The organism is Sulfitobacter sp. EE-36 (assembly GCF_000152605.1).
Lineage (GTDB): Bacteria > Pseudomonadota > Alphaproteobacteria > Rhodobacterales > Rhodobacteraceae > Sulfitobacter > Sulfitobacter pontiacus.
This window is the reverse complement of the sequence record NZ_CH959310.1, coordinates 1,746,131-1,766,337: the sequence shown is the minus strand read 5'-3', so window position 1 is coordinate 1,766,337 and position 20,207 is coordinate 1,746,131. Positions and strand designations below refer to the sequence as shown.

At 61.4% G+C, this 20,207-nt stretch carries 15 protein-coding genes and 1 tRNA gene; 7 read left to right on the top strand and 9 right to left on the bottom strand.

Annotation, left to right across the window (positions count from 1 at the left end; translation table 11 throughout):
* Positions 1 to 74 precede the first annotated feature (74 nt).
* From EE36_RS11055 to EE36_RS11030, 6 genes are all read left to right on the top strand, one after another.
* On the top strand, positions 75 to 2,069 hold the full coding sequence (locus EE36_RS11055; protein WP_005852251.1) for a CocE/NonD family hydrolase: 1,995 nt from the start codon (positions 75 to 77) through the stop codon (positions 2,067 to 2,069).
* Positions 2,070 to 2,201: 132 nt separating this feature from the next.
* Positions 2,202 to 3,806: an ABC transporter substrate-binding protein gene (locus EE36_RS11050; protein ID WP_005852249.1), complete on the top strand. Its 1,605-nt coding sequence runs from the start codon at positions 2,202 to 2,204 to the stop codon at positions 3,804 to 3,806.
* Positions 3,807 to 3,820: 14 nt separating this feature from the next.
* Positions 3,821 to 4,777: an ABC transporter permease gene (locus EE36_RS11045; RefSeq protein WP_005852247.1), complete on the top strand. Its 957-nt coding sequence runs from the start codon at positions 3,821 to 3,823 to the stop codon at positions 4,775 to 4,777.
* Positions 4,778 to 4,910: 133 nt separating this feature from the next.
* Positions 4,911 to 5,726, top strand: coding sequence for an ABC transporter permease (locus EE36_RS11040; protein ID WP_005852244.1), 816 nt, complete (start codon positions 4,911 to 4,913; stop codon positions 5,724 to 5,726).
* On the top strand, positions 5,723 to 7,360 hold the full coding sequence (locus tag EE36_RS11035) for an ABC transporter ATP-binding protein (RefSeq protein ID WP_005852242.1): 1,638 nt from the start codon (positions 5,723 to 5,725) through the stop codon (positions 7,358 to 7,360). The genes EE36_RS11040 and EE36_RS11035 overlap by 4 nt, the downstream gene beginning before the upstream one ends.
* Before the next feature lie 69 nt (positions 7,361 to 7,429).
* On the top strand, positions 7,430 to 8,266 hold the full coding sequence (locus EE36_RS11030) for an alkaline phosphatase family protein (protein WP_005852240.1): 837 nt from the start codon (positions 7,430 to 7,432) through the stop codon (positions 8,264 to 8,266).
* A gap of 9 nt (positions 8,267 to 8,275) precedes the next feature.
* On the opposite strand, the gene EE36_RS11025 is transcribed toward EE36_RS11030, so the two are convergent.
* The 5 genes from EE36_RS11025 to EE36_RS11005 form a co-directional block, all read right to left on the bottom strand.
* Positions 8,276 to 9,220, bottom strand: a complete 945-nt coding sequence (locus EE36_RS11025) for an alpha/beta hydrolase (RefSeq protein ID WP_039911797.1) — start codon at positions 9,218 to 9,220, stop codon at positions 8,276 to 8,278.
* Positions 9,217 to 11,094 (bottom strand): acyl-CoA synthetase, encoded by a 1,878-nt coding sequence (locus EE36_RS11020; protein WP_005852236.1) that lies wholly within the window; start codon positions 11,092 to 11,094, stop codon positions 9,217 to 9,219. The genes EE36_RS11025 and EE36_RS11020 overlap by 4 nt, the downstream gene beginning before the upstream one ends.
* Before the next feature lie 218 nt (positions 11,095 to 11,312).
* A complete protein-coding gene (lysM, locus tag EE36_RS11015; RefSeq protein WP_037943733.1) occupies positions 11,313 to 11,744 on the bottom strand; it encodes a peptidoglycan-binding protein LysM in 432 nt (143 codons plus the stop codon).
* Positions 11,745 to 11,811: 67 nt separating this feature from the next.
* On the bottom strand, positions 11,812 to 13,611 hold the full coding sequence (locus EE36_RS11010) for an ABC transporter transmembrane domain-containing protein (RefSeq protein ID WP_005852232.1): 1,800 nt from the start codon (positions 13,609 to 13,611) through the stop codon (positions 11,812 to 11,814).
* Between the two features lie 137 nt (positions 13,612 to 13,748).
* A tRNA-Gly gene (locus EE36_RS11005) sits at positions 13,749 to 13,822 on the bottom strand.
* A 155-nt stretch (positions 13,823 to 13,977) separates the two neighbouring features.
* On the opposite strand from EE36_RS11005, the gene EE36_RS11000 reads away from it, so the two are divergent.
* The gene (locus EE36_RS11000; RefSeq protein WP_005852231.1) at positions 13,978 to 15,492 is read left to right on the top strand and encodes a malonyl-CoA synthase; all 1,515 of its coding nucleotides are present in this window, start codon (positions 13,978 to 13,980) and stop codon (positions 15,490 to 15,492) included.
* Here the strand turns inward: EE36_RS11000 and EE36_RS10995 are convergent, their stop codons facing one another.
* The 4 genes from EE36_RS10995 to EE36_RS10980 form a co-directional block, all read right to left on the bottom strand.
* Positions 15,493 to 16,104, bottom strand: a complete 612-nt coding sequence (locus EE36_RS10995) for a hypothetical protein (protein ID WP_005852229.1) — start codon at positions 16,102 to 16,104, stop codon at positions 15,493 to 15,495.
* Entirely contained in the window at positions 16,101 to 18,341 is a 2,241-nt protein-coding gene (locus tag EE36_RS10990; protein WP_005852227.1) for a xanthine dehydrogenase family protein molybdopterin-binding subunit, read from the bottom strand. Before EE36_RS10990 ends, EE36_RS10995 begins: the two co-directional genes overlap by 4 nt.
* A 1-nt stretch (position 18,342) precedes the next feature.
* Entirely contained in the window at positions 18,343 to 18,801 is a 459-nt protein-coding gene (locus EE36_RS10985; protein WP_005852225.1) for a (2Fe-2S)-binding protein, read from the bottom strand.
* A 176-nt stretch (positions 18,802 to 18,977) separates the two neighbouring features.
* Complete coding sequence (locus tag EE36_RS10980; RefSeq protein WP_005852224.1) at positions 18,978 to 20,090, bottom strand: S-(hydroxymethyl)glutathione dehydrogenase/class III alcohol dehydrogenase; 1,113 nt, start codon at positions 20,088 to 20,090, stop codon at positions 18,978 to 18,980.
* Positions 20,091 to 20,207: the final 117 nt, after the last annotated feature.

Here is a 20,207-nt window from a genome sequence, read left to right as displayed (position 1 = left end):
AATCCCCATGGGTGCCACACCGCAAGCCCGTGCAAACGGTTGACAATACCGGGCTCCCCCCTGACCTTCGCGGCATGGATACCGCCCAGAACACCCCGCTATCACTGATTGAAGACCCCGACATGGGCATCACCCTCTCGGATGGATGCCGGCTTTCCGCACGAGTCTGGCGGCCTGAAAACTCCGATACCGCCCCCGTGCCCGTGATTCTGGAATACCTCCCCTACCGCAAACGTGACGGCACCACCGCACGGGATGCGCTGACCCATCCTTGGTTTGCCGAACGCGGATATGCCTGCGTGCGGGTCGATATGCGCGGGAATGGCGACAGCTATGGCGTAATGGAGGATGAATACACCCCTCAGGAACAGGCCGACTGCATAGAGGTGATCAACTGGCTTGCCGCGCAACCGTGGTGCAGCGGGACGGTGGGCATGATGGGCATCAGCTGGGGCGGCTTTAACGGGCTGCAGGTCGCAGCCCATGCGCCAGAGCCGCTTAAGGCGGTGATTACGCTATGTTCCACCGTCGACCGCTTTGCCGATGACATCCACTATAAGGGCGGGTGCCTGTTGAACGAGAACCTTGGCTGGGGGGCGACGATGTGGGCCTATTCCAGCCGCGCGCCCGACCCTGCCCTGCGCCCTGACTGGCGCGAAATGTGGCTGGAGCGGCTGGAGGCAGAACCGTTTCTCCCCGCGCTTTGGCTGCGCCACCAATCACGCGACGCCTATTGGAAGCAGGGGTCGGTGATCGAGGAGTATAGCGCGCTCAAGGCCAAAGTGCTGGCGATTGGCGGCTGGGGCGATTCCTACAAGAACGCGGTCCCTCAGCTGGTCGAGGCGTTGCCCGGTGCGAAGGGGATCGTTGGGCCTTGGGTGCATAAATACCCGCATTTCGCCATCCCCGAACCCCGTATCGGCTTTCTGCAAGAGGCGCTGCGCTGGTGGGATCGGTGGCTCAAGGGGATCGACACGGGCGTCGAGGACGACCCCGATTATCGCGCGTATCTGATGGACGGCATGCGCCCCGCCACCTGGACCCATGAACGCCCCGGCCGCTGGATCACCGAACCCACAGGCGCGACATCGCATCTGCCCGTCAAAACGTTGCATCTAACGGATGAGGGCCTGCAAGACACCGCTGCCCCGCTGGACCGCAGCGTCGCCTCCCCCGCGCATTGCGGGGCGGATGGCGGGGAATATTGTGCGATCTGGCTTGGCCCCGAAATGCCCGGCGACCAAAGGCAAGACGATGCGCTATCGGTCTGTTTTGACAGCGGGCCCCTGGCGCAGCAGATGGATATCCTTGGCGCGCCGCGTCTGCGCCTGCGTCTGGCCTGCGACAAACCACAGGGCCAGATCGCGGTGCGGTTGAACCATATCCACCCTGATGGGGCCTCGGCGCGGATCACCTATGGCGTGCTGAACCTGTCCCATCGCGACAGCGCCGAACATCCGCAGGCGATGGCGCCCGGTGCGATGACCGACATCACGCTGGACCTTGACCACATCGCCTATCGCATCCCCAAGGGGCACCGGCTGCGGGTGTCGATCTCTACCGCCTATTGGCCCCTGCTCTGGCCTGCGCCCGAAGCGGCAGAGGTCACGCTGTCGTCAGGCCAGATCGACCTGCCGCAGCGCCCGACCAGCGGCGGGGACGAATACAGCTTTGCCCCGCCCACCTCTGCCCCCCCGTGGGAGACAGAGACCCTGCGCCCCGAAAACCACATCCGCCGCCAAGAGATCGACCGCGTCACGGGCATCGTCTCTCTGATCATCGAGGATGACTTCGGCAAGCTCCGCGATGCCGATCACGGGCTGATCGCGGGCTCCGTCGCCCGGGAGGTGTGGCGCATTCACCCCGACGATCCGCTGTCCGCAAAAGGCACCTGTCACTGGACCGAAGAGCTGGAGCGGGACGACATCATCCTGCGCACAGAAACCCGGTCGCAGATGTGGTCGGACGCGACCCATTTTCATCTGACGGCCCGTCTTGAAGCGTACGAAAACGACAAATTGATCTATGAACGCGACGTGACGGAAGACATTAAGCGACACTTTATGTAACAAACTCGTCACATGGCCGCCGGTATTACCACTTGCGACACGGGCTGAAATGCTTAACGTTGTGCCACCAGTCAATAAAAAAACCTGCGCACCAATGCGCGGAAGTATCACCTAAAACAGGGAGTTCTCATCATGGATGATCAACTGAAACATATGACCGGCCAAGTGGCCAAGGGCACTATGACACGCCGCGAATTCGTCGGGCGTGCCGCTGCTTTGGGCGTGACAGCCGCCGTCGCCAACTCGATGCTGGCGAACCACGCGCAGGCTGCAGCCCACGAAGCACCGATTCGCGGTGGCACACTGAAAATCGGGTCGTCGGGCGGTGAATCCACCAACACGCTCGATCCCGCGCTGACCGCTTCCGAAGTGCCGCTGAACAACCTGCGCCACCTGTACGAAAGCCTTGTAGAGGTCGATCCCAACGGGGAAATCGAAAACCGCATGGCCGAAAGCTACGAGGCCTCGGCCGACGCGAAAACCTGGGCGTTCAAGATCCGCAAGGGCATCCAGTTCCACAACGGCAAGGAAATGACACCCGAAGACGTGCTGAAAACCATGCAGCGCCATTCGGATGAAAACAGCCAATCCGGTGCCTTGGGCATCATGCGCGGCATCGAGAACATGAAGGTCGATGGCGACAACTTCATCGTTGAACTGGGCGTCGGCAACGCTGACCTTCCCTATCTGCTGGCCGACTACCACCTGATGATTCAGCCCGATGGCGGCATGGACAACCCCGGCGCGGGCATCGGCACCGGCCCTTACACGCTGGAAGTCGACGAGCCCGGCGTGCGCCACGGCTTCAAGCGCAACGAAAACTACTGGGACGCCGACAACCGCGGCCACACCGATTATAACGAAGTGCTGGTGCTGAACGATGCCACCGCACGGACCGCGGCGCTGCAGTCGGGTCAGGTCAACATGATCAACCGCGTTGATCCCAAGGTTGCCGCCCTGCTGGACCGCGCGCCCAACCTGACGGTGAAATCCGTTGCCGGTCGGGGGCACTATGTGTTTATCGCCCATGTCGACACCGCACCGTTCGACAACAACGACCTGCGTCTGGCGCTGAAATATGCGATCAACCGCGAGGAAATGGTCGACAAGATCTTGCGCGGCTACGGCACCATCGGGAACGACATGCCGATCAACGCCTCTTATCCGCTGTTCGATGAATCGATCCCGCAGCGTGAACATTCCATCGAGAAGGCGAAAGAGCATTACGCCGCCTCCGGTCACGATGGCAGCCCGATCATCCTGCGCGTTGCAGACGGTGCCTTCCCCGGTGCGGTCGATGCGGCATCGCTATTCCAGGAATCCGCCAAAGCCGCCGGTATCCCGCTTGAGATCAAACGCGAGCCGAACGATGGCTACTGGTCCGAGGTCTGGAACAAACAGCCGTTCTGCGCCTCTTACTGGGGTGGCCGTCCGGTACAGGACCAGATGTATTCGACCGCCTATCTGTCGACCGCGGACTGGAACGACACCCGCTGGAAACGCCCCGAGTTCGACGAGATGCTGCTGTCGGCCCGCGCCGAACTGGACGAGGCCAAGCGCAAAGAGACCTACTCCAAGATGGGTCAGATGATCCGCGACGAAGGCGGGTTGATCCTGCCGATGTTCAACGACTTTGTGGATGGTGTCGCCAACAATGTCGGCGGCTGGGTCGAAGATCCCAACGCGGAACTGTCCAACAACAAAGCCGGGATCAAATGCTGGGTCAAAGACGCATAAGGTAAACCCAGCTTATGCATCCCATCGTCAAACTGATCGCCCAACGCTTAGCGTTGGGCCTTCTTCTCCTCTTTGCCGCGTCGATCCTGATCTTCGTAGGCACCTCGATTTTGCCCGGCGACGTGGCACAATCCATCCTAGGTCAATCCGCCACGCCCGAAGCGCTTGCGAACCTGCGCCGAGAGCTTGGCATGAACGATCCCGCCATGACCCGCTATTTCGCCTGGCTGGGCGGCGTGCTTCAAGGAGACTTGGGCACCGCGCTGACCAATGGCCGCGACATCGCAGAAAGCCTTGGCGGGCGTCTGAAGAACACGCTTTTCCTTGCCTTCTGGGCTGCTGCAATCTCTGTGCCGCTGGCGATCTTTCTGGGTCTGCTGGCTGTGCGCTACAAAGACCGCTGGCCCGACAAGCTGATTTCGGCCGTCACGCTGACCACGATCTCTATCCCGGAATTCATGATCGGCTATGTGCTGATCTATTGGGTGGCGATCAAATGGCGGCTGTTTCCGTCGGTGGCGATCATCAACGATAGCATGAGCCTCGGGGCCAAGCTGAACGCGATTGCCATTCCGGTGATGGTGCTGACGCTGGTCGTATTGGCGCATATGATGCGCATGACCCGCGCCGCGATCCTGAATGTGATGCAATCGGCCTATATCGAAACAGCCGAGCTTAAGGGCTTGGGCATGCTGAAGATTATCCGCAAGCACGCCTTCCCCAACGCCATCGCCCCGATCGTCAATGTGGTGATGCTGAACCTCGCCTATCTGGTCGTCGGCGTCGTGGTGGTAGAGGTCGTCTTTGCCTATCCCGGCATGGGGCAATATCTGGTCGATCACGTCAGCAAACGCGACGTGCCCGTGGTGCAAGCCTGCGGTCTGATCTTTGCGGCCGTTTATATCGGGTTGAACCTTGTGGCCGACATCGTGTCGATCCTTGCCAACCCGCGCCTGAGGCACCCCAAATGAGCGCCGCGCATCTCCCCCCGAGGCAATGCGCGACGCACGGGGCCGCAGTTCAGCTTCGCACAAACGCGAACCCCTGCCGCATGCCCGTATCGCCACCTGACGTTGACCCATTCATTTGTTTGGGAGCGAACCCATGACAAACATTCCTATCTCCGCCATGATCGGCCTGTTCTTTACCAGCGTCTATTTCATCATGGCCGTCTTTGCCCCTTGGCTCGCCCCCTATGGCATGGCTGAAATCGTCGGCGACGTGTGGGAGCCTTCATCGTCGGAGTTCCTGCTGGGCACCGACAGCATCGGGCGCGATCTGCTGTCGCGTATGATCTATGGTGGGCGCACCACGATCTTTATCGCCACTGCAGCCACCATCCTCAGCTTTACGCTGGGGTCCATTCTGGGCTTCTTCGCAGCCGTCTCGGGCGGTTGGGTCGACCAAGCCATTTCGCGCTTTGTCGATCTGATCATGTCGATCCCGTCGCTGATCTTTGCGCTGGTCGTGCTGTCGGTGATGCCGACCACCGTGCCGATCCTGATTATCCTGATGGGTCTGCTGGACAGCACCCGTGTCTACCGTCTGGCGCGCGCTGTGGCCGTGGACATCACCGTGATGGACTATGTCGAGGCCGCCCGCCTGCGCGGCGAGAAGATCGGCTGGATCATTTTCCGTGAAACCCTGCCGAACGCGCTGTCGCCGCTGATTGCCGAGATGGGCCTACGGTTTATCTTTGCGGTGCTCTTTGTGTCGACGCTGTCGTTTCTGGGTCTGGGCGTCCAGCCCCCTCAAGCCGACTGGGGCGGCATCGTGAAAGAGAACAAGGAAGGCATCAACTATGGTATTCAGGCGGCGCTCTACCCGGCCTATGCCATCGCCACGCTTTGCATCTCTATCAACCTTGTTGCGGACTGGATTTTGAACCGCACCACATCGCTGAAAGGGGGCCGCGGATGACCGAGCCACTTCTCAAGGTACGCGGCCTGAAAATCGGCGCGACCGCCTATCCGCCCGGCGAAAAGCCGATTGATATCAAGATCGTGCACGGCGTCGACTTTGATCTGCAACCCGGCAAGGTGCTGGGGCTGATCGGGGAATCCGGCGCGGGCAAATCCACCATCGGGCTGGCCGCTATGGCCTATGGCCGCGGCGGGGTAGAGATCACCGGCGGCGAGGTCTGGGTCAACGGGCGCGACATCCTCAAGGAGCGTCTGCGCGCCGTGCGCCGCCTGCGCGGGGCCGAGGTGACCTATGTCTCGCAATCCGCGGCGGCGTCTTTCAACCCCGCGAAAAAGATCATGGATCAGGTGACCGAAGCCGCGATCTATCAGAACAAGTTTACCAAGGCCGAGGCCGAGGAACGCGCGGTTGATCTGTTCCGCAAGCTTGGTCTGCCGGACCCAGAAACCATCGGCAACCGCTACCCGCACCAGGTGTCTGGCGGGCAGTTGCAACGCTGCATGACCGCGCTGGCACTGTGTCCGCAGCCCGATCTGGTGGTCTTTGACGAACCCACCACCGCACTGGATGTGACCACGCAGATCGACGTGCTGGCCGCCATCAAAGAAGCCATCGCCGCCACCGGCGTTGCCGCGCTCTATATCACCCATGACCTCGCGGTTGTGGCACAGGTCAGCGATCATATTATGGTGCTGCAACAAGGGGATATGGTCGAATACGGCACCGTTGATCAGATCATCAACGCGCCCAAGGAAGACTACACCAAAGCGCTGGTTTCAGTCCGGTCGATCCGCCACGAGGAAAAGACACCGACCGATACCCCTGTTCTACGGGTCGAAAACGTCACCGCCCGCTATGCCGGCACGGATTTTGACGTGCTCAAGAAGATCAACGTCGATATTCATCCGGGCCAGACATTGGCTGTCGTGGGGGAATCCGGCTCGGGCAAATCCACGCTGGCCCGCGTGATCACCGGCCTGCTGCCCCCAAGCGACGGGACGATCACCTTTGACGGGCGCGAGCTTGCCCCCGCCCTGGCGCAACGCCCCATCGAAGACCTGCGCGAGATGCAGATGATCTACCAGATGGCCGATACTGCGATGAACCCGCGCCAGACCGTGGGCACCATCATCGGCCGCCCGCTCGAGTTTTATTTCGGGCTGAAAGGCAAGGCAAAGCAGAAGCGTATTCAGGAACTGCTGGACGAGATCGAATTGGGCGACGGGTTTCAGGACCGCTATCCGGCAGAGCTGTCGGGCGGGCAGAAACAACGTGTCTGCATCGCCCGTGCGCTGGCCGCCAAGCCCAAGCTGATCATCTGCGACGAGGTGACAAGCGCGCTGGACCCGCTGGTGGCAGATGGCATCCTCAAGCTGCTGTTGAACCTGCAAAAGATCGAGGATGTCGCCTATCTGTTCATCACCCATGACCTCGCGACGGTAAAAGCCATCGCAGACAGTATCGCTGTGATGTATCAGGGCGAAGTGGTGCGGTATGGCACCAAAAGTCAGGTGCTGTCACCGCCCTTTGACGATTATACCGACCTGCTGCTGAGCTCTGTCCCCGAGATGAAGATCGGCTGGCTGGAAGAAACCATCGCACATCGCAAAATGGAAAGTGCTGGCAATTAGGCCTGTGGGCAACGAGGACGTTTGTATCGGAAAAATACAAGCGCCGTGGCCCGCCGAAGAGGTATCGACATGAAGAACAAGCTGCTTTTGATCATCCTCGACGGTGTGCCCTACCGCAATTTCCGTCGGCTGTTCGGCAATCTGGAAGGCTGGGTCGATAGTGGCGAGGCGCGGGTCTGGACCCAGCGTGCGGTGCTCCCGTCAATCTCTGCCTCCTGCTATGCCTCGATCCACACGGGTGTGGCACCGGCTGAACATGGCTGCACCGGCAACGGCAATGTGTTCCGGCTAAAGCACAAGGACGTCTTCGCCCAGACCCGTGCTGCAGGCGGTGTGACAGGGGCCGTGGCCCATTCTTTCTGGTCGCAATTCTTCAACCGCCACCCCTTCGACTATGTGCGCGATGTGGAATACGACGAGCCCGAGAGCGACACGATCAACCACGGCCGGTTTCACACGATGACCGGCTACGGGCTGGTAAACCAGATGACCCCGTCGGATGTGGATCTGTTTGGCTCCCTCACCAATCTGGCGCTGCGGTTCGGGCTGAACTACGGGATGCTGCACACCTGCACGCTGGACAGCATGGGGCATCGCTTTTTCCACGACTGTCAAGAAATGGACCACGCCTGCGCCGTCATGGACGAGATGCTGGCCCCCTTCATCCCGAAATGGCGCGCCCTGGGGTATGAGGTGATCGTCACAGCGGATCACGGGCAGGACGAACGCGGCCATCACGGCGGACGCAGTGCCTTACAGCAGGAAACCGCGCTGTATTACTTTGGCGATGCCGAAGGGCCGTCCGAAGATACGGTGATCGACCAGCTGCAGCTCGCGCCGACGATCCTTGGCCGTCTGGGTGCGCCTGTTGCTGATACGATGAAGGCGCAGTCTTTCCTGAAATAATGCCTTTTCTTAGGCCGTGCTGATCGCAGGCCACTGCCCTGCTCCGACAGCGCTGATCGCCGCTGTCACCTGATCAAAGAATGCCGCCGCCTTGCGTGACATCACCCGCGCGCGCAGACAGCCGTGGACAAGGCCCGCGGCCTCGTGCCAATGGGCCTGCCCGCCTGCCCCGTTGATCGCGGCGGCATAGGCTTCCCCGTCGCTCGACAGCGGGTCACAGGCGACCGTGAGGATCACCGTAGGCGGCAGGTCGGTAAAATCGGTATCGTGCAGCGGGGCGTAGCGTGGATCGTCCACAGGCGGTGCCCCACCGGATCGCACCTGCTGGTAAAACTCCATATCCGCAACCGTCAGCTGCGGCGCGTTGGCGTGGGTGATATAGCTGCCCCTGCTGCGATCTCCGCCCAGTCCGGGATAGATCAGAACCTGACCCGCTATGCGCCCGTCATGAGATCCTCGCGCGGTATGGGCGACGGCGGCAGCAAGATTGCCGCCCGCACTGTCCCCCGCCAATACAACCCTGCCGTCATATGCGGCTGCAATCGCCTGAAACGCGGCCCATGCGTCGTTGAAGCAAGCGGGAAAGACGGCCTCGGGCGCGAGCACGTAGTCGACAGAGATCACACGGTAGCCGGTCGCGGCGCAAATTTCGGCGCAGACATCATCATGACTGTCGAGTCCGCCAACAACAAACCCGCCGCCGTGATAGTAGACGACCGTGATCGCGGATGTGTCGGCCTCGTAAACGCGACATGGGACGCCGCCGAAGGCCACGTCCCATGTGCGGACCCCATCAGGGTGGGGTTGGTGAAAAGCAGCGCACATCCGGTTATAGACAGCGCGCTGCTGGTCGATGGTGAGTGACACCGCGTCCGGTGGATAGAAACTGTCCGAGCGGTCCATATAGGCCCAGATTTCCTCATCCAGTAGAACGCGGTAGTCGGGTTGGATCACGCGGCCTCCCAACCGAAGGTAAAGACGTCCAGCGATGCGCCGACATCGGCCTCGCTTGCGCCGTTCATGGCGATTTGCGCCACCAGACCGCGTTTCTTGTCATCGGTGACAGAGGCAACACGCGCGGGCAGACCGGCGGCTTCCAACGTCTCGTCATAGACGCGCGTGATCGCGTTTTTGCGCAGGTCGGGCTTAAAGATCTTGCCGACGGCGGTTTTGGGCAGTTCGCTCATGATAGTCATATGCTTGGGCTGCGCCGCGCGTTCCTGCACGTGCTCTTTGCAGAACTCCAGCAGTTCGGCTTCGGTGATCGACGCACCTGCGACCAGTTCGACAAAGGCGCAAGGCACCTCGCCCGCGTGGGCATCCGGCTGACCGATGGCACCGGCAAAGGCGACGGCCTCGTGACCCAGAAGCGCCTCTTCGATCTCGGCGGGGTCGATGTTGTGACCGCCACGGATGATCAGGTCTTTGGCGCGGCCCGTGATCCAGAGGTATTTGTCGCTGTCAATACGGCCCAGATCCCCTGTCCGCAGGTGCGTGCCCTGATAGTAGAGATCCTTGTTCTTATCGGCTTCGGTATAGGTGTTGCCCGCATAGACGCCGGGGTTCGAGATACAGATCTCGCCGATCTCGTCGACCTCTGCCTCGACCAGACCGTCGCTGGTGCTTTTGACGATCTTCACATCCGTATAGGGGAAGGTGATGCCGATACTGCCCACTTTGCGCACGCCGTCCGTCGGGTTCGACGACACAAGGCAGGTCGCCTCTGTCAGGCCGTAGCCTTCGATCAGCGTGATGCCGGTGGCCTTTTCAAAGCGCCGGAACAGTTCCAGCGGCAAGGGTGCCGAGCCGGAGAAGGCGGTTTTCACGGTCGAGATATCAGCGTTGATCGGGCGCTGCATCTTGGCCGAAATCGCCGTAGGGACAGTGATGATGAAAGTGATTTTCCAGCGCTCGACCAGTTTCCAGAAATTGTCGAACACCCCGTCCCCGCGATAGCCCTGAGGCGTCGGGAAGACCACATGCGCACCGGATTTCACCGCGGCCATAAGGATCACATGGCAGGCGAAAACGTGGAACAACGGCAGCGGACACATGATGTTGTCGTTTTCCGTGTACAGCAGCGTGTGCCCAAGCCAGCCGTTATAGACCATGCCGGAATACTTGTGCTGCGCCACTTTCGGCATGCCCGTTGTCCCGCCGGTGTGGAAGTAGAAGGCGACGCGATCCTCTTGCGGATCGTCGAATGTCAGCTCGGCCGATTGCTTGGCAATTTCGGAATTGAAGTTCTTGTAGGTCGCCTGATTGGTGACCTTCAACTTTGGACGGATCAGCGGCACGATCCACGACTTTGGCGCGGTCAGATAGCGGCACAGGTCCACTTCGAGCACGGTCGTGACATTCGGTGCCAGCTTGACCGCCTCGGCGGTTTTCTCGGCCACATCCGTCTTGGGGAAAGGCCGCAGGGTCACAACGACCTTGGCATTGGTTTCACGCAGGATCGATCCGATCTGCTCTGCCTCGAGCAGCGGGTTGATGGGGTTCGCGATCCCTGCGACGGCACCGCCCAGAAGCGTGATGACCGTCTCGTTACAGTTTGGCAGGACATAGGCGACCACATCGGTCGGCCCCACACCCAGCGACCGGAACAGATTGGCCGCACGACCCACCTGCCCCCGCAGCTGCGACCAGCTTAGGGTTTCCGCGTGATCTTTCGGCCCAGAGAAAATCTGGTAGCTGATTGCGTCGTGGCTTGGAAACTTCCCGGCGGTTTCGCTCAACATGCTCCAAAGTGTTTTGGGCACGTCGCGGTCAGCCCACGGCATTTCTGCTTCGATTGCGTTACGGTCTTCTACACCGGCAAATGACATTATTTTCCTCCCTTAGTGGTGCGGTTTGCCCGCATCCCGTTATTCCCTGTTGTCAAAGATGATTGCTAATTCCAGCTTTCGCAAGCATTTGCAGGCGCTCAAACGCTGCGTTCAAGCCCACTGACCCAACGGAAGGCTCGAAAAAGAGCGGCAGACGCCGCCTGCCGCTCTCTTTTATGGGGTAAAAGCGCGTGGCACACCCCCTATGTGTGGTGCGATTACTTGGCAGGAATACGCAGCATCTGACCGGGATAGATTTTATCGGGGTGGGTCAGCATGGGTTTATTCGCTTCAAAGATTTCTTCATAGCGCGCGCCATTGCCAAGGGTCTTGGCCGCGATAGCCCAAAGCGTGTCGCCCTTTTCAACGGTGTGGAAGGTGCCGTCCCCCTCGCCGCCGTCCATGTCTTCTTCAACCGCGGCAACGCCTTCGACGTTCCCGACGGCCAGAATGACCTTTTCTTTCATCTCTTGGCTCGCCGCCTTGCCCGAGACCTTGACCTTGTCGCCTTCGACAGAAATATCGAGCCCTTCGGCATCAAGCCCGAGGTCTTTCAATTCATCCTGAAGCGCGGCTCCGGTGACTTCGGTATCATCACCGCCGCCAAATACTTTTTTGCCGGCGTCTTTTACGAAACTCCACAAACCCATGTTGTTCTCCTTCTGGATCCATTCGGGTGTGATTGTTTCCATTTAACCGTGAAATTCACAAGGTTTTTTATACGTCCCCGCGCCCATCGGTGAATTGCAGCCGCGCCAAGCGCGCATAGAGCCCCCCTTTGGTGACCAGCTCGTCATGGGTGCCCATATCGACGATCCGCCCTGCTTCCAGCACGACAATGCGGTCGGCCTTTTTCACCGTCGCCAGACGGTGCGCGACGATCAGGGTGGTGCGGTCCGCGCTCAACCGATCCACGGCGGCCTGCACGGCGCGTTCGCTTTCGGCATCCAAGGCGCTTGTGGCTTCGTCCAGCAGCAGCACCGGCGCGTCGCGCAGGATGGCGCGGGCGATGGCGATACGCTGCTTTTGCCCGCCCGACAGCATCACCCCGCGTTCGCCCAGATAGCTGTCGTAGCCGTCGGGCAATGCGCTGATGAACCCGTGGGCGGCGGCGGCCTCGGCCGCGGCGTCAATCTCGGCGTCTGTGGCGTCGGGGCGGCCAAAGCGGATATTCTCGCGGGCAGAGGCAGCGAAGATCACCGGATCTTGCGGCACCAAGGCCACCGAACGGCGGAAGGCCGCACGCGAGACATCGCGCAGATCGACCCCGTCAAGGGTGATCCGCCCGGAGGCAGGGTCATAGAACCGCAGAATCAACTGGATGATCGTGGTCTTGCCTGCACCCGAGGGCCCGACGAACGCGACCGTTTCACCGGGGTTGATCGACAGGTTGACCCCGTCCAGTGCCTGCACATCAGGTCGTGCGGGGTATCTGAAATGCACGTCCTCAAAGGCAATCCGACCGGCGACAGGGCTGGGCAAGGCGATGGCCGCAGCGGGGTCTTGCACGGTGTCTTCGGTCCGCAACAGCTCTACCAGACGTTCGGTGGCCCCGGCGGCGCGTTGAAGTTCACCCCAGATCTCGGACAGCGCCGCGACCCCGCCTGCCACCATCACGGCATAGATCACGAATTGCACCAAGGCACCGGGGGTCATCTGGTCGGCACGCACATCCCGCGCGCCCATCCACAAAACGCCCACGACGCCGGCAAATACCAGAAAGATCACAATAATCGTCATCAGCGCGCGGGTCTTGATCCGACGCTGCGCCGCGTCATAGGACGCTTCGGTCATCTGTGCGAATTGCGATTGGCTGGCGGCTTCATTGGTAAAGGCCTGCACGGTCTGCACCGCGCCCAAACTCTCGGACGCATTGCCCGAGCTCGCCGCGATCCAGTCCTGATTTTCACGGCTCAGCACCCGCAAGCGCCGCCCCAGAACAAGGATCGGCACAATCACCGCCGGTACGATCAACAACACCATCGCCGTCAGCTTGGCCGAGGTGAACAGCATCAGCACCAGCCCACCGGTCACGATCAGCATATTGCGCAGCGCGATGGACACGGACGACCCGATCACCGACAGGATCAGCGTAGTGTCCGTGGTGATCCGGCTCAGCACCTCGCCGGTCATCAGGTTCTCGTAGAACGCCGGGCTCATCGAGATCACGCGATCGAACACCGCCTTGCGGATATCGGCAACGACCCGTTCGCCAAAGCGCGTCACCAGCGCATAGCGCAGCCCCGTGCCCACAGCCAGAAGGGCCGCGATGATCAGGGCGGCAACGAAGTACTGGTCCAGCAATTCGGCCTCGCCGGTGCCGAAGTTATCGATCACGCGGCGCACGGCCAGCGGCAGCGTCAAAGAGATCATCGCCGTGAGCACCAGCGCCAGAATGGCCGCGATCATCAGCCCGCGATAGGGCGCAAGAAACGGCAGCAGCGCGCGCAGGGCCCCCAACTCACGCGATTTTTCGCGTTCTTCTGTGCCGGGGCCGGGCGTCGGGGTACGTGCCATGAGATATCCTTTGGAGTGCTGCCGTGTCATCGCCCGCACATCGCGCGGGGTCAAGGGCTGCACCCCTAAGGCGCTTGCGACAAAAGCGCATTGATCCAGCGCAAATAGCCAAAATCAAAAGGATGTCGGGAAAGGAGTGGAGCGGGCGGCGGGAATCGAACCCGCGTCTTCTGCGTGGAAGGCAGAGGTCTTACCATTACACAACGCCCGCGCTACGGGAGGAGGGGTAAGTCATACGCTGCGGGTCGTCAAGGCCGTCTGCACGCGCGAAATGCAGCAAAGATCGAAATGCGCCATTTGCCGCCCTTTACCTAGCCCTGCCGATGGCGCAAATTCCGCGCTACCAAAGGTCAGAAGGAGACGACGATGCCCAACCCGCTTTACGACGCTTTATTCGGTCGCCACATCGGGCAAAACACGCCGTTCCTGATCCTGCCGGACGGGCGCACCATCACCCATGACCAATTCATCCGCTCTGCCGCGCGCTATGCCAATGCGTTTTCGGACAAGGGGCTGACAGTGGGCGACCGTGTCGCGGTGCAGGTCGGCAAATCGCCGGATGCGCTGGCGCTTTATGCCGCTTGCGTGCAGGCAGGGCTGGTGTTCTTGCCGCTCAACCCCGGCTACACCGCGTCCGAGGTGGATTATTTCGTCGGCAACTCGGGCGCGCGTCTGCTGGTTTGCGATCCTGCCGATGTTCCCGAACTCACGCCGGTCGCTGCCGCCGCAGGTGCTGCGGTAGAGACGATGGACAACACCGGCCGCGGCACGCTGCGCGATCTGGCGGCCACCCTGCCCGACACATTCGATACCGTCGACCGAGCGGCCGAGGATCTGGCCGCCTTCCTCTATACCTCGGGCACCACAGGCCGATCAAAAGGCGCGATGCTGAGCCAGCGCAACCTGCTGAGCAACGCCGAAACGCTGGTTGACGTCTGGCAATTCACCAAGGCCGATGTGCTGCTCCATGCGCTGCCGATTTTCCACACACACGGGCTGTTCGTGGCGACCAATATCATGCTGCTCAGCGGTGGCGCGATGGTGTTCCTGCCCAAGCTCGATATCGATCAGTTGATCCGTTTCATGCCGCAGGCCACCGCGTTGATGGGCGTGCCGACCTTCTACACCCGTTTGCTGGGCTCTGATGACTTCACCGCCGGGTTGACGGCGCATATGCGTCTGTTCATCTCGGGTTCTGCCCCCTTGCTGGCCGAAACGCACAAGCAGTTCGAGGAACGCACAGGCCACCGTATTCTGGAACGCTACGGGATGACGGAAACCAATATGAACACCTCGAACCCCTATGACGGGTCGCGGCGCGGCGGTACTGTCGGCACGCCCCTGCCGGGGGTCGAGCTCAAGATTTGCGACCCCGATACCGGCGAAACCCTGCCACAGGGAGAGATCGGCGTCGTCGAGGTCCGCGGGCCGAATGTTTTCCAAGGCTATTGGCAGATGCCCGAAAAAACCGCCGCTGAACTGCGTGCGGACGGGTTCTTTATCACCGGTGATCTGGGGCTGATTGACGAAGACGGCTATGTGCAGATCGTCGGGCGCGGCAAGGATCTTATCATATCCGGCGGCTATAACATCTATCCCAAAGAGGTGGAACAGGTGCTGGACGATCAACCCGGCGTGCTGGAAAGCGCCGTGATCGGCGTGGCTCATGGGGATCTGGGCGAGGCGCCGGTTGGTGTGCTGGTCGCCGATGGCAGCCGTGATCTGGACCTGGAGGCGCTGTCGCAGACCGTCGCGCAATCGCTGGCGCGGTTCAAATGTCCGCGCAAGCTGGTGGTGGTTGATGCCCTGCCCCGCAATACGATGGGCAAGGTGCAAAAGAACCTGCTGCGCGAAACCTATGCGGATTTGTTCAAGGGCTGACTACGGGTGCGGATCGCCCACACAGGGCGTGCCGCCTGCCACCCAGATCGCCAGCGCCTCCTGCATCTCTGGGATACTACCGGGGGCCGCCGCGCGCCCTGCGCCGGGATCAAAGCCCCATGCCACAAAGGCCGACGTTCGCAGGTGATCGGACAGGTCTTCGGGCGTAAAGCCACCGTTGCTGTCGGGGTCACGCAGTTGTGCGCATATCTCGGCGCTGGTCTTGCCTTTCCACGCCATCTCTATCGGGGGAAGCCGCCATGCGTCCGCAATCATCGGTGGCGCGTGAGGGAGGGTATTTTCCGACGCGGCGCTGATGTGACAGGTACGGCAGGGCATCGTCTCGGCCCCGATGCGGCTTTCGTCGGCAAGGATGTTCATGCCGTGCACGGGTTTCTGGTCGGCAGCCTCCTCGTGGCCCAACCCTTCCCAGAGCGGCACGCCAGCAGGGCCCACGTGGCAATTGGTACAGCGCGGATGCGAAACGACCGCGTGGATATCATCCCACGCCGCCAGCGCCGCTGCGCGATCGAGTGCTTCTTGCGCAAAAGCACCGCCCGCGCAGACCAGCGCAATGATCCCGCCGATGATGCCCCCGCGAAGGGAGATCATACAAAATCAATCGACTTGGACAGCGGCAGTTCGCGGATACGCTGCCCCGTCGCGGCAAAGATCGCATTGGCCAAAGCAGGTGCTGCGGGGGGGACGGCGGGTTCACCGATGCCCCTGATCTTGTCGCCATTCTCAAGCCCGCGCACCATGATCAAAGGCGTCTGGTGCAGGCGCATCCCTTCGTAGGCGTGGTAGTTATCCTGCTCTGCCACGCCGTCGCGGTAGGTCAGCTCGCAGTTCATCGCGTGGCCCAGGCCAAAGATCACACCGCCTTGCAGCTGCGCCTCAAAGTTCACGGGGTCCAGCACGCGACCCACATCGGCGGCGACGAACACCTTGTCGATACGGATGCCGTCTGGGGTGTTGGTGACCTCGACCACCTCGGCCACGGGCACGCCGAAGGCCAGCGTAAACGCCAGCCCCCGCCCCCGGTTCGGCCCCAGATCGCTGCCCCACTCCGACATCTCGCCCACCGCCTCCAGCACCTTGCGCGATGCGTCGTGCCAGCACAGGCGCAGCCGCTCTTGCAACGGGTCTGCACCCGCTGCGTGGCACATCTCGTCCATGAAGCTTTCGTGCATGAACCCGTTGCCCGATGCCCCGACCGACCGCCAAGAGCTGATGGGCACCATTGCTGGCGTGCGGTAGCCGGTGACGCGGTAGTTGGGGATCTGGAACGGCTGGTCCCACGCCCCCGCGACAATCGCCACATCAGGACCGAAGGCGGGCTGGTTCAACCTTGCGAGCGAGGATTCAGCGACCGAGGGGGCCGCAATCGACAGATCAAACGCCGCGATACCGGCATCCGCCACAGCACCGCGCCCGCGCGCAATGGCCAGCGGGCGGGGGAAATCATGAGTGAAGTCTTCCTCGCGCTGCCAGATCATCTTGATCGGCGTGTCAGGCATCTGCATCGCGATCTCGACCGCTTGGGCGATATAATCATCCTCAAGGCGCCGGCCAAAGCTGCCACCGGACATCAGCACATGCACGTGGATGTCATCCCCGTCCAACCCTGTCAGCCGCGCCATATTCGCCTTGACGAAACGGGGGATTTGCGTGCCGGTCCAGATATCCAGCCGCCCCTCGGTCAGCTTGACCACGACGCTCATCGGTTCCATCGGCGCATGGGCCAGATAAGGGATGCGGTATTCCGCCTCGACCACCGAGGCATCTTGCAACGCCTCTTCTACATCGCCTTCATCCTTGAACCGGCTGTCGCGGTGATCGTCGGTGAAAGAGGCCGCCACAGCGGCAAACTGATCAGCGCTGTCACCGATATAGGGCGACGGGCCCCAGTCACATTCAACCGCCTGAGCCGCCTGAAACGCGCGCCATGTGTTATCCGCCACCACAGCGATGCCGCCGGTGATGGGCAAGACCGCGCTGACCCCGCGCATCTGGCGTGCCGCCTCAGCGTCAAACCCGTTCAGCCCGCCGCCAATCGCCGGATTGGTGCGGGTCGTGGCGATCACCATACCGTCCATCTGCATGTCGATGCCGTAGATCTGCCGACCGGTGGATTTCGCCACGATGTCGGTCCGCTTCTGCGGCTTGGTCAGATAGCGCCATTCCGACGGATCACGAAGGGTGACATCCTGTACCGGCTCGATCTCGGCGGCGATGCTGGCAAGGTCGATGTATTCGATCTTCAACCCATCGGGCAGCACGATGCAGCCGTTCTCTGTCCCCAGTTGGTCGCGCGGCAGGCCGGTCTGCTTCATCGCGGCCTTGATCAGCGTCTCGCGTGCGACGGCACCGGCCATGCGCAGGCGATCATACATATCAGGCACGGTGGACGAGCCGCCGGTGATATGCAGCCCCATCAGCTTGCCCATGACATCGACCGCACCGCGCCCGCCGCGTGCCAGCATCGTGTCAGAGGTCGCCGCAATCGGCAGCGCCTCTGCCCCGACAACGCCGTTGTAGTAAATCGCATCCGCCGGACCGGGCGACAGCTTGGCGCTGCGCGGGTCAATGTCGAGCTCTTCGGCGATCATATGCGCTTGCATCGACCACGCGCCCTGCCCCACATCCGCGCGCGGCGTGATCAGCGTGATCCCTTGAGCGTCGATTTTAACGTAGGGGGTGATCGCGGTTTCGCCGGGTTTCAACCCGTCGAGCAGCGGGTTCTCGCCCTCGCGTTTGTAAAGATAGGTGCCAAAGACGACGCCGCCTGCGACAGCGGCAGAGCCGATCAGGAAGCTGCGGCGGGCAATTGTTTTCACACGTCCCATATCACACCGCCTTCAGCTTGATCGCGGCGGATTTCACCGCCTCGCGAATACGGGGATAGGTGCCGCAACGACAGAGGTTCCCGCTCATCGCGGCGTCAATCTGGTCATCCGTAGGGGTGGGGTTCAGCTCAAGAAAAGAGGCCGCCTGCATGATCTGCCCCGATTGGCAGTAGCCGCATTGCGCGACCTGCAGGTCGATCCAGGCCTCCTGCACCGCATGGCGCACCGCCGGAGAGCCCAACCCTTCGATGGTGGTAATCTCGCCCTCGACATCGCCCGCGGCCAACTGGCACGACCGGACCGCGATCCCGTCCATATGCACGGTGCAGGCCCCGCATTGCGCGATCCCGCAGCCGTATTTCGGGCCGGTGATCCCCAGAACGTCGCGCAAGACCCAGAGCATGGGCATGTCTTCCTCGACGTCCACATCATGGGTCACGCCATTCACTGTAAGTTTCATGCCTTGTCTCCCGACGTTCACTCTATAAATACCAGCGGGATCGGGGTGGTAAACCCAATCTATCCCGCATCCCCTCGTGCCCTCACGTCAAAACATCGTGTCACGAGGGGTTTCAGAAAACATAAAACGCCGCCCCCGTGAGGACGGCGTTTGTCGCAAGTTTTACGAATTCGCGCTTAGAATTCAACGACGGCGCGAATGGATTCACCTTTGTGCATCAGCTCGAACCCTTCGTTGATCTGGTCCAGCGTCAGCTTGTGGGTGATCATCGGGTCGATCTCGATCTTGCCGTTCATGTACCAATCCACGATCTTGGGCACATCGGTGCGGCCCTTGGCCCCGCCGAATGCCGTGCCTTTCCAGACGCGGCCCGTGACCAGCTGGAACGGACGGGTCGAGATTTCGGCCCCCGCCGGTGCGACACCGATAATGATCGACTCCCCCCAGCCCTTATGCGCGGCTTCAAGCGCCTGCCGCATGACCTTGGTATTGCCTGTGGCATCAAAGGTGTAATCCGCGCCGCCTTTGGTCAGCTCGACCAGATGCGCGACCATATCGCCCTCGACCTTGGTGGGGTTCACAAAGTCGGTCATGCCGAAGTAGCGGCCTGTCTCTTCCTTGTCGTCGTTCAGATCGACGCCGACGATCTGGTCGGCGCCCGCCATGCGCAGGCCTTGAATGACGTTCAGCCCGATGCCGCCCAAGCCAAAGACCACACAGCGCGCGCCGATCTCTACCTTGGCGGTGTTGATCACCGCGCCGATGCCCGTGGTCACACCGCAGCCGATATAGCAGATTTTATCAAACGGCGCGTCCTTGCGGACTTTAGCAAGCGCGATTTCAGGGATGACCGTGTGATTGGCGAAGGTCGAACAGCCCATGTAGTGGTGGATCGGCGTGCCATCCATCATCGAGAACCGCGTGGTGCCATCGGGCAGCAGCCCCTGGCCTTGGGTCACGCGGATCGCCTGGCAGAGGTTGGTTTTACCCGATAGGCAATATTCACACTCGCGGCATTCGGGCGTGTAAAGCGGGATCACGTGATCGCCGACCTCGAGCGTGGTGACGCCCTCGCCGACCTCAAGCACGACGCCTGCGCCCTCGTGGCCCAGAATGGCCGGGAAAATCCCTTCGGGGTCGTCGCCCGAACGGGTGAATTCATCGGTGTGGCACAGGCCGGTGGCCTTGATTTCGATCAGGACTTCACCCCGCTTGGGGCCTTCGAGATTTACGTCCATCACTTCAAGCGGTTGACCTGCGGCAACGGCGACGGCGGCGCGTGTTTTCATCATAAGAAGCGTCCTTTTGCTGTTTCGGCCAAAAGGACGAAAAATCGCTGCGATGTCAAGGTCAGGGGGATGCCGGACAGGCATAAGGGGGCGCTGCCCCCGGCACCGCTTTGCGGC

Excerpts from the sequence above, each read along its gene's own strand:
- EE36_RS11055 (WP_005852251.1), top strand. The coding sequence starts at position 75 with ATGGATACCGCCCAGAACACCCCGCTATCACTGATTGAAGACCCCGAC.
- EE36_RS11050 (WP_005852249.1), top strand. The coding sequence starts at position 2,202 with ATGGATGATCAACTGAAACATATGACCGGCCAAGTGGCCAAGGGCACT.
- EE36_RS11045 (WP_005852247.1), top strand. The coding sequence starts at position 3,821 with ATGCATCCCATCGTCAAACTGATCGCCCAACGCTTAGCGTTGGGCCTT.
- EE36_RS11040 (WP_005852244.1), top strand. The coding sequence starts at position 4,911 with ATGACAAACATTCCTATCTCCGCCATGATCGGCCTGTTCTTTACCAGC.
- EE36_RS11035 (WP_005852242.1), top strand. The coding sequence starts at position 5,723 with ATGACCGAGCCACTTCTCAAGGTACGCGGCCTGAAAATCGGCGCGACC.
- EE36_RS11030 (WP_005852240.1), top strand. The coding sequence starts at position 7,430 with ATGAAGAACAAGCTGCTTTTGATCATCCTCGACGGTGTGCCCTACCGC.
- EE36_RS11020 (WP_005852236.1), bottom strand. The coding sequence starts at position 11,094 with ATGTCATTTGCCGGTGTAGAAGACCGTAACGCAATCGAAGCAGAAATG.
- lysM (WP_037943733.1), bottom strand. The coding sequence starts at position 11,744 with ATGGGTTTGTGGAGTTTCGTAAAAGACGCCGGCAAAAAAGTATTTGGC.
- EE36_RS11010 (WP_005852232.1), bottom strand. The coding sequence starts at position 13,611 with ATGGCACGTACCCCGACGCCCGGCCCCGGCACAGAAGAACGCGAAAAA.
- EE36_RS11000 (WP_005852231.1), top strand. The coding sequence starts at position 13,978 with ATGCCCAACCCGCTTTACGACGCTTTATTCGGTCGCCACATCGGGCAA.
- EE36_RS10995 (WP_005852229.1), bottom strand. The coding sequence starts at position 16,104 with ATGATCTCCCTTCGCGGGGGCATCATCGGCGGGATCATTGCGCTGGTC.
- EE36_RS10990 (WP_005852227.1), bottom strand. The coding sequence starts at position 18,341 with ATGGGACGTGTGAAAACAATTGCCCGCCGCAGCTTCCTGATCGGCTCT.
- EE36_RS10985 (WP_005852225.1), bottom strand. The coding sequence starts at position 18,801 with ATGAAACTTACAGTGAATGGCGTGACCCATGATGTGGACGTCGAGGAA.
- EE36_RS10980 (WP_005852224.1), bottom strand. The coding sequence starts at position 20,090 with ATGAAAACACGCGCCGCCGTCGCCGTTGCCGCAGGTCAACCGCTTGAA.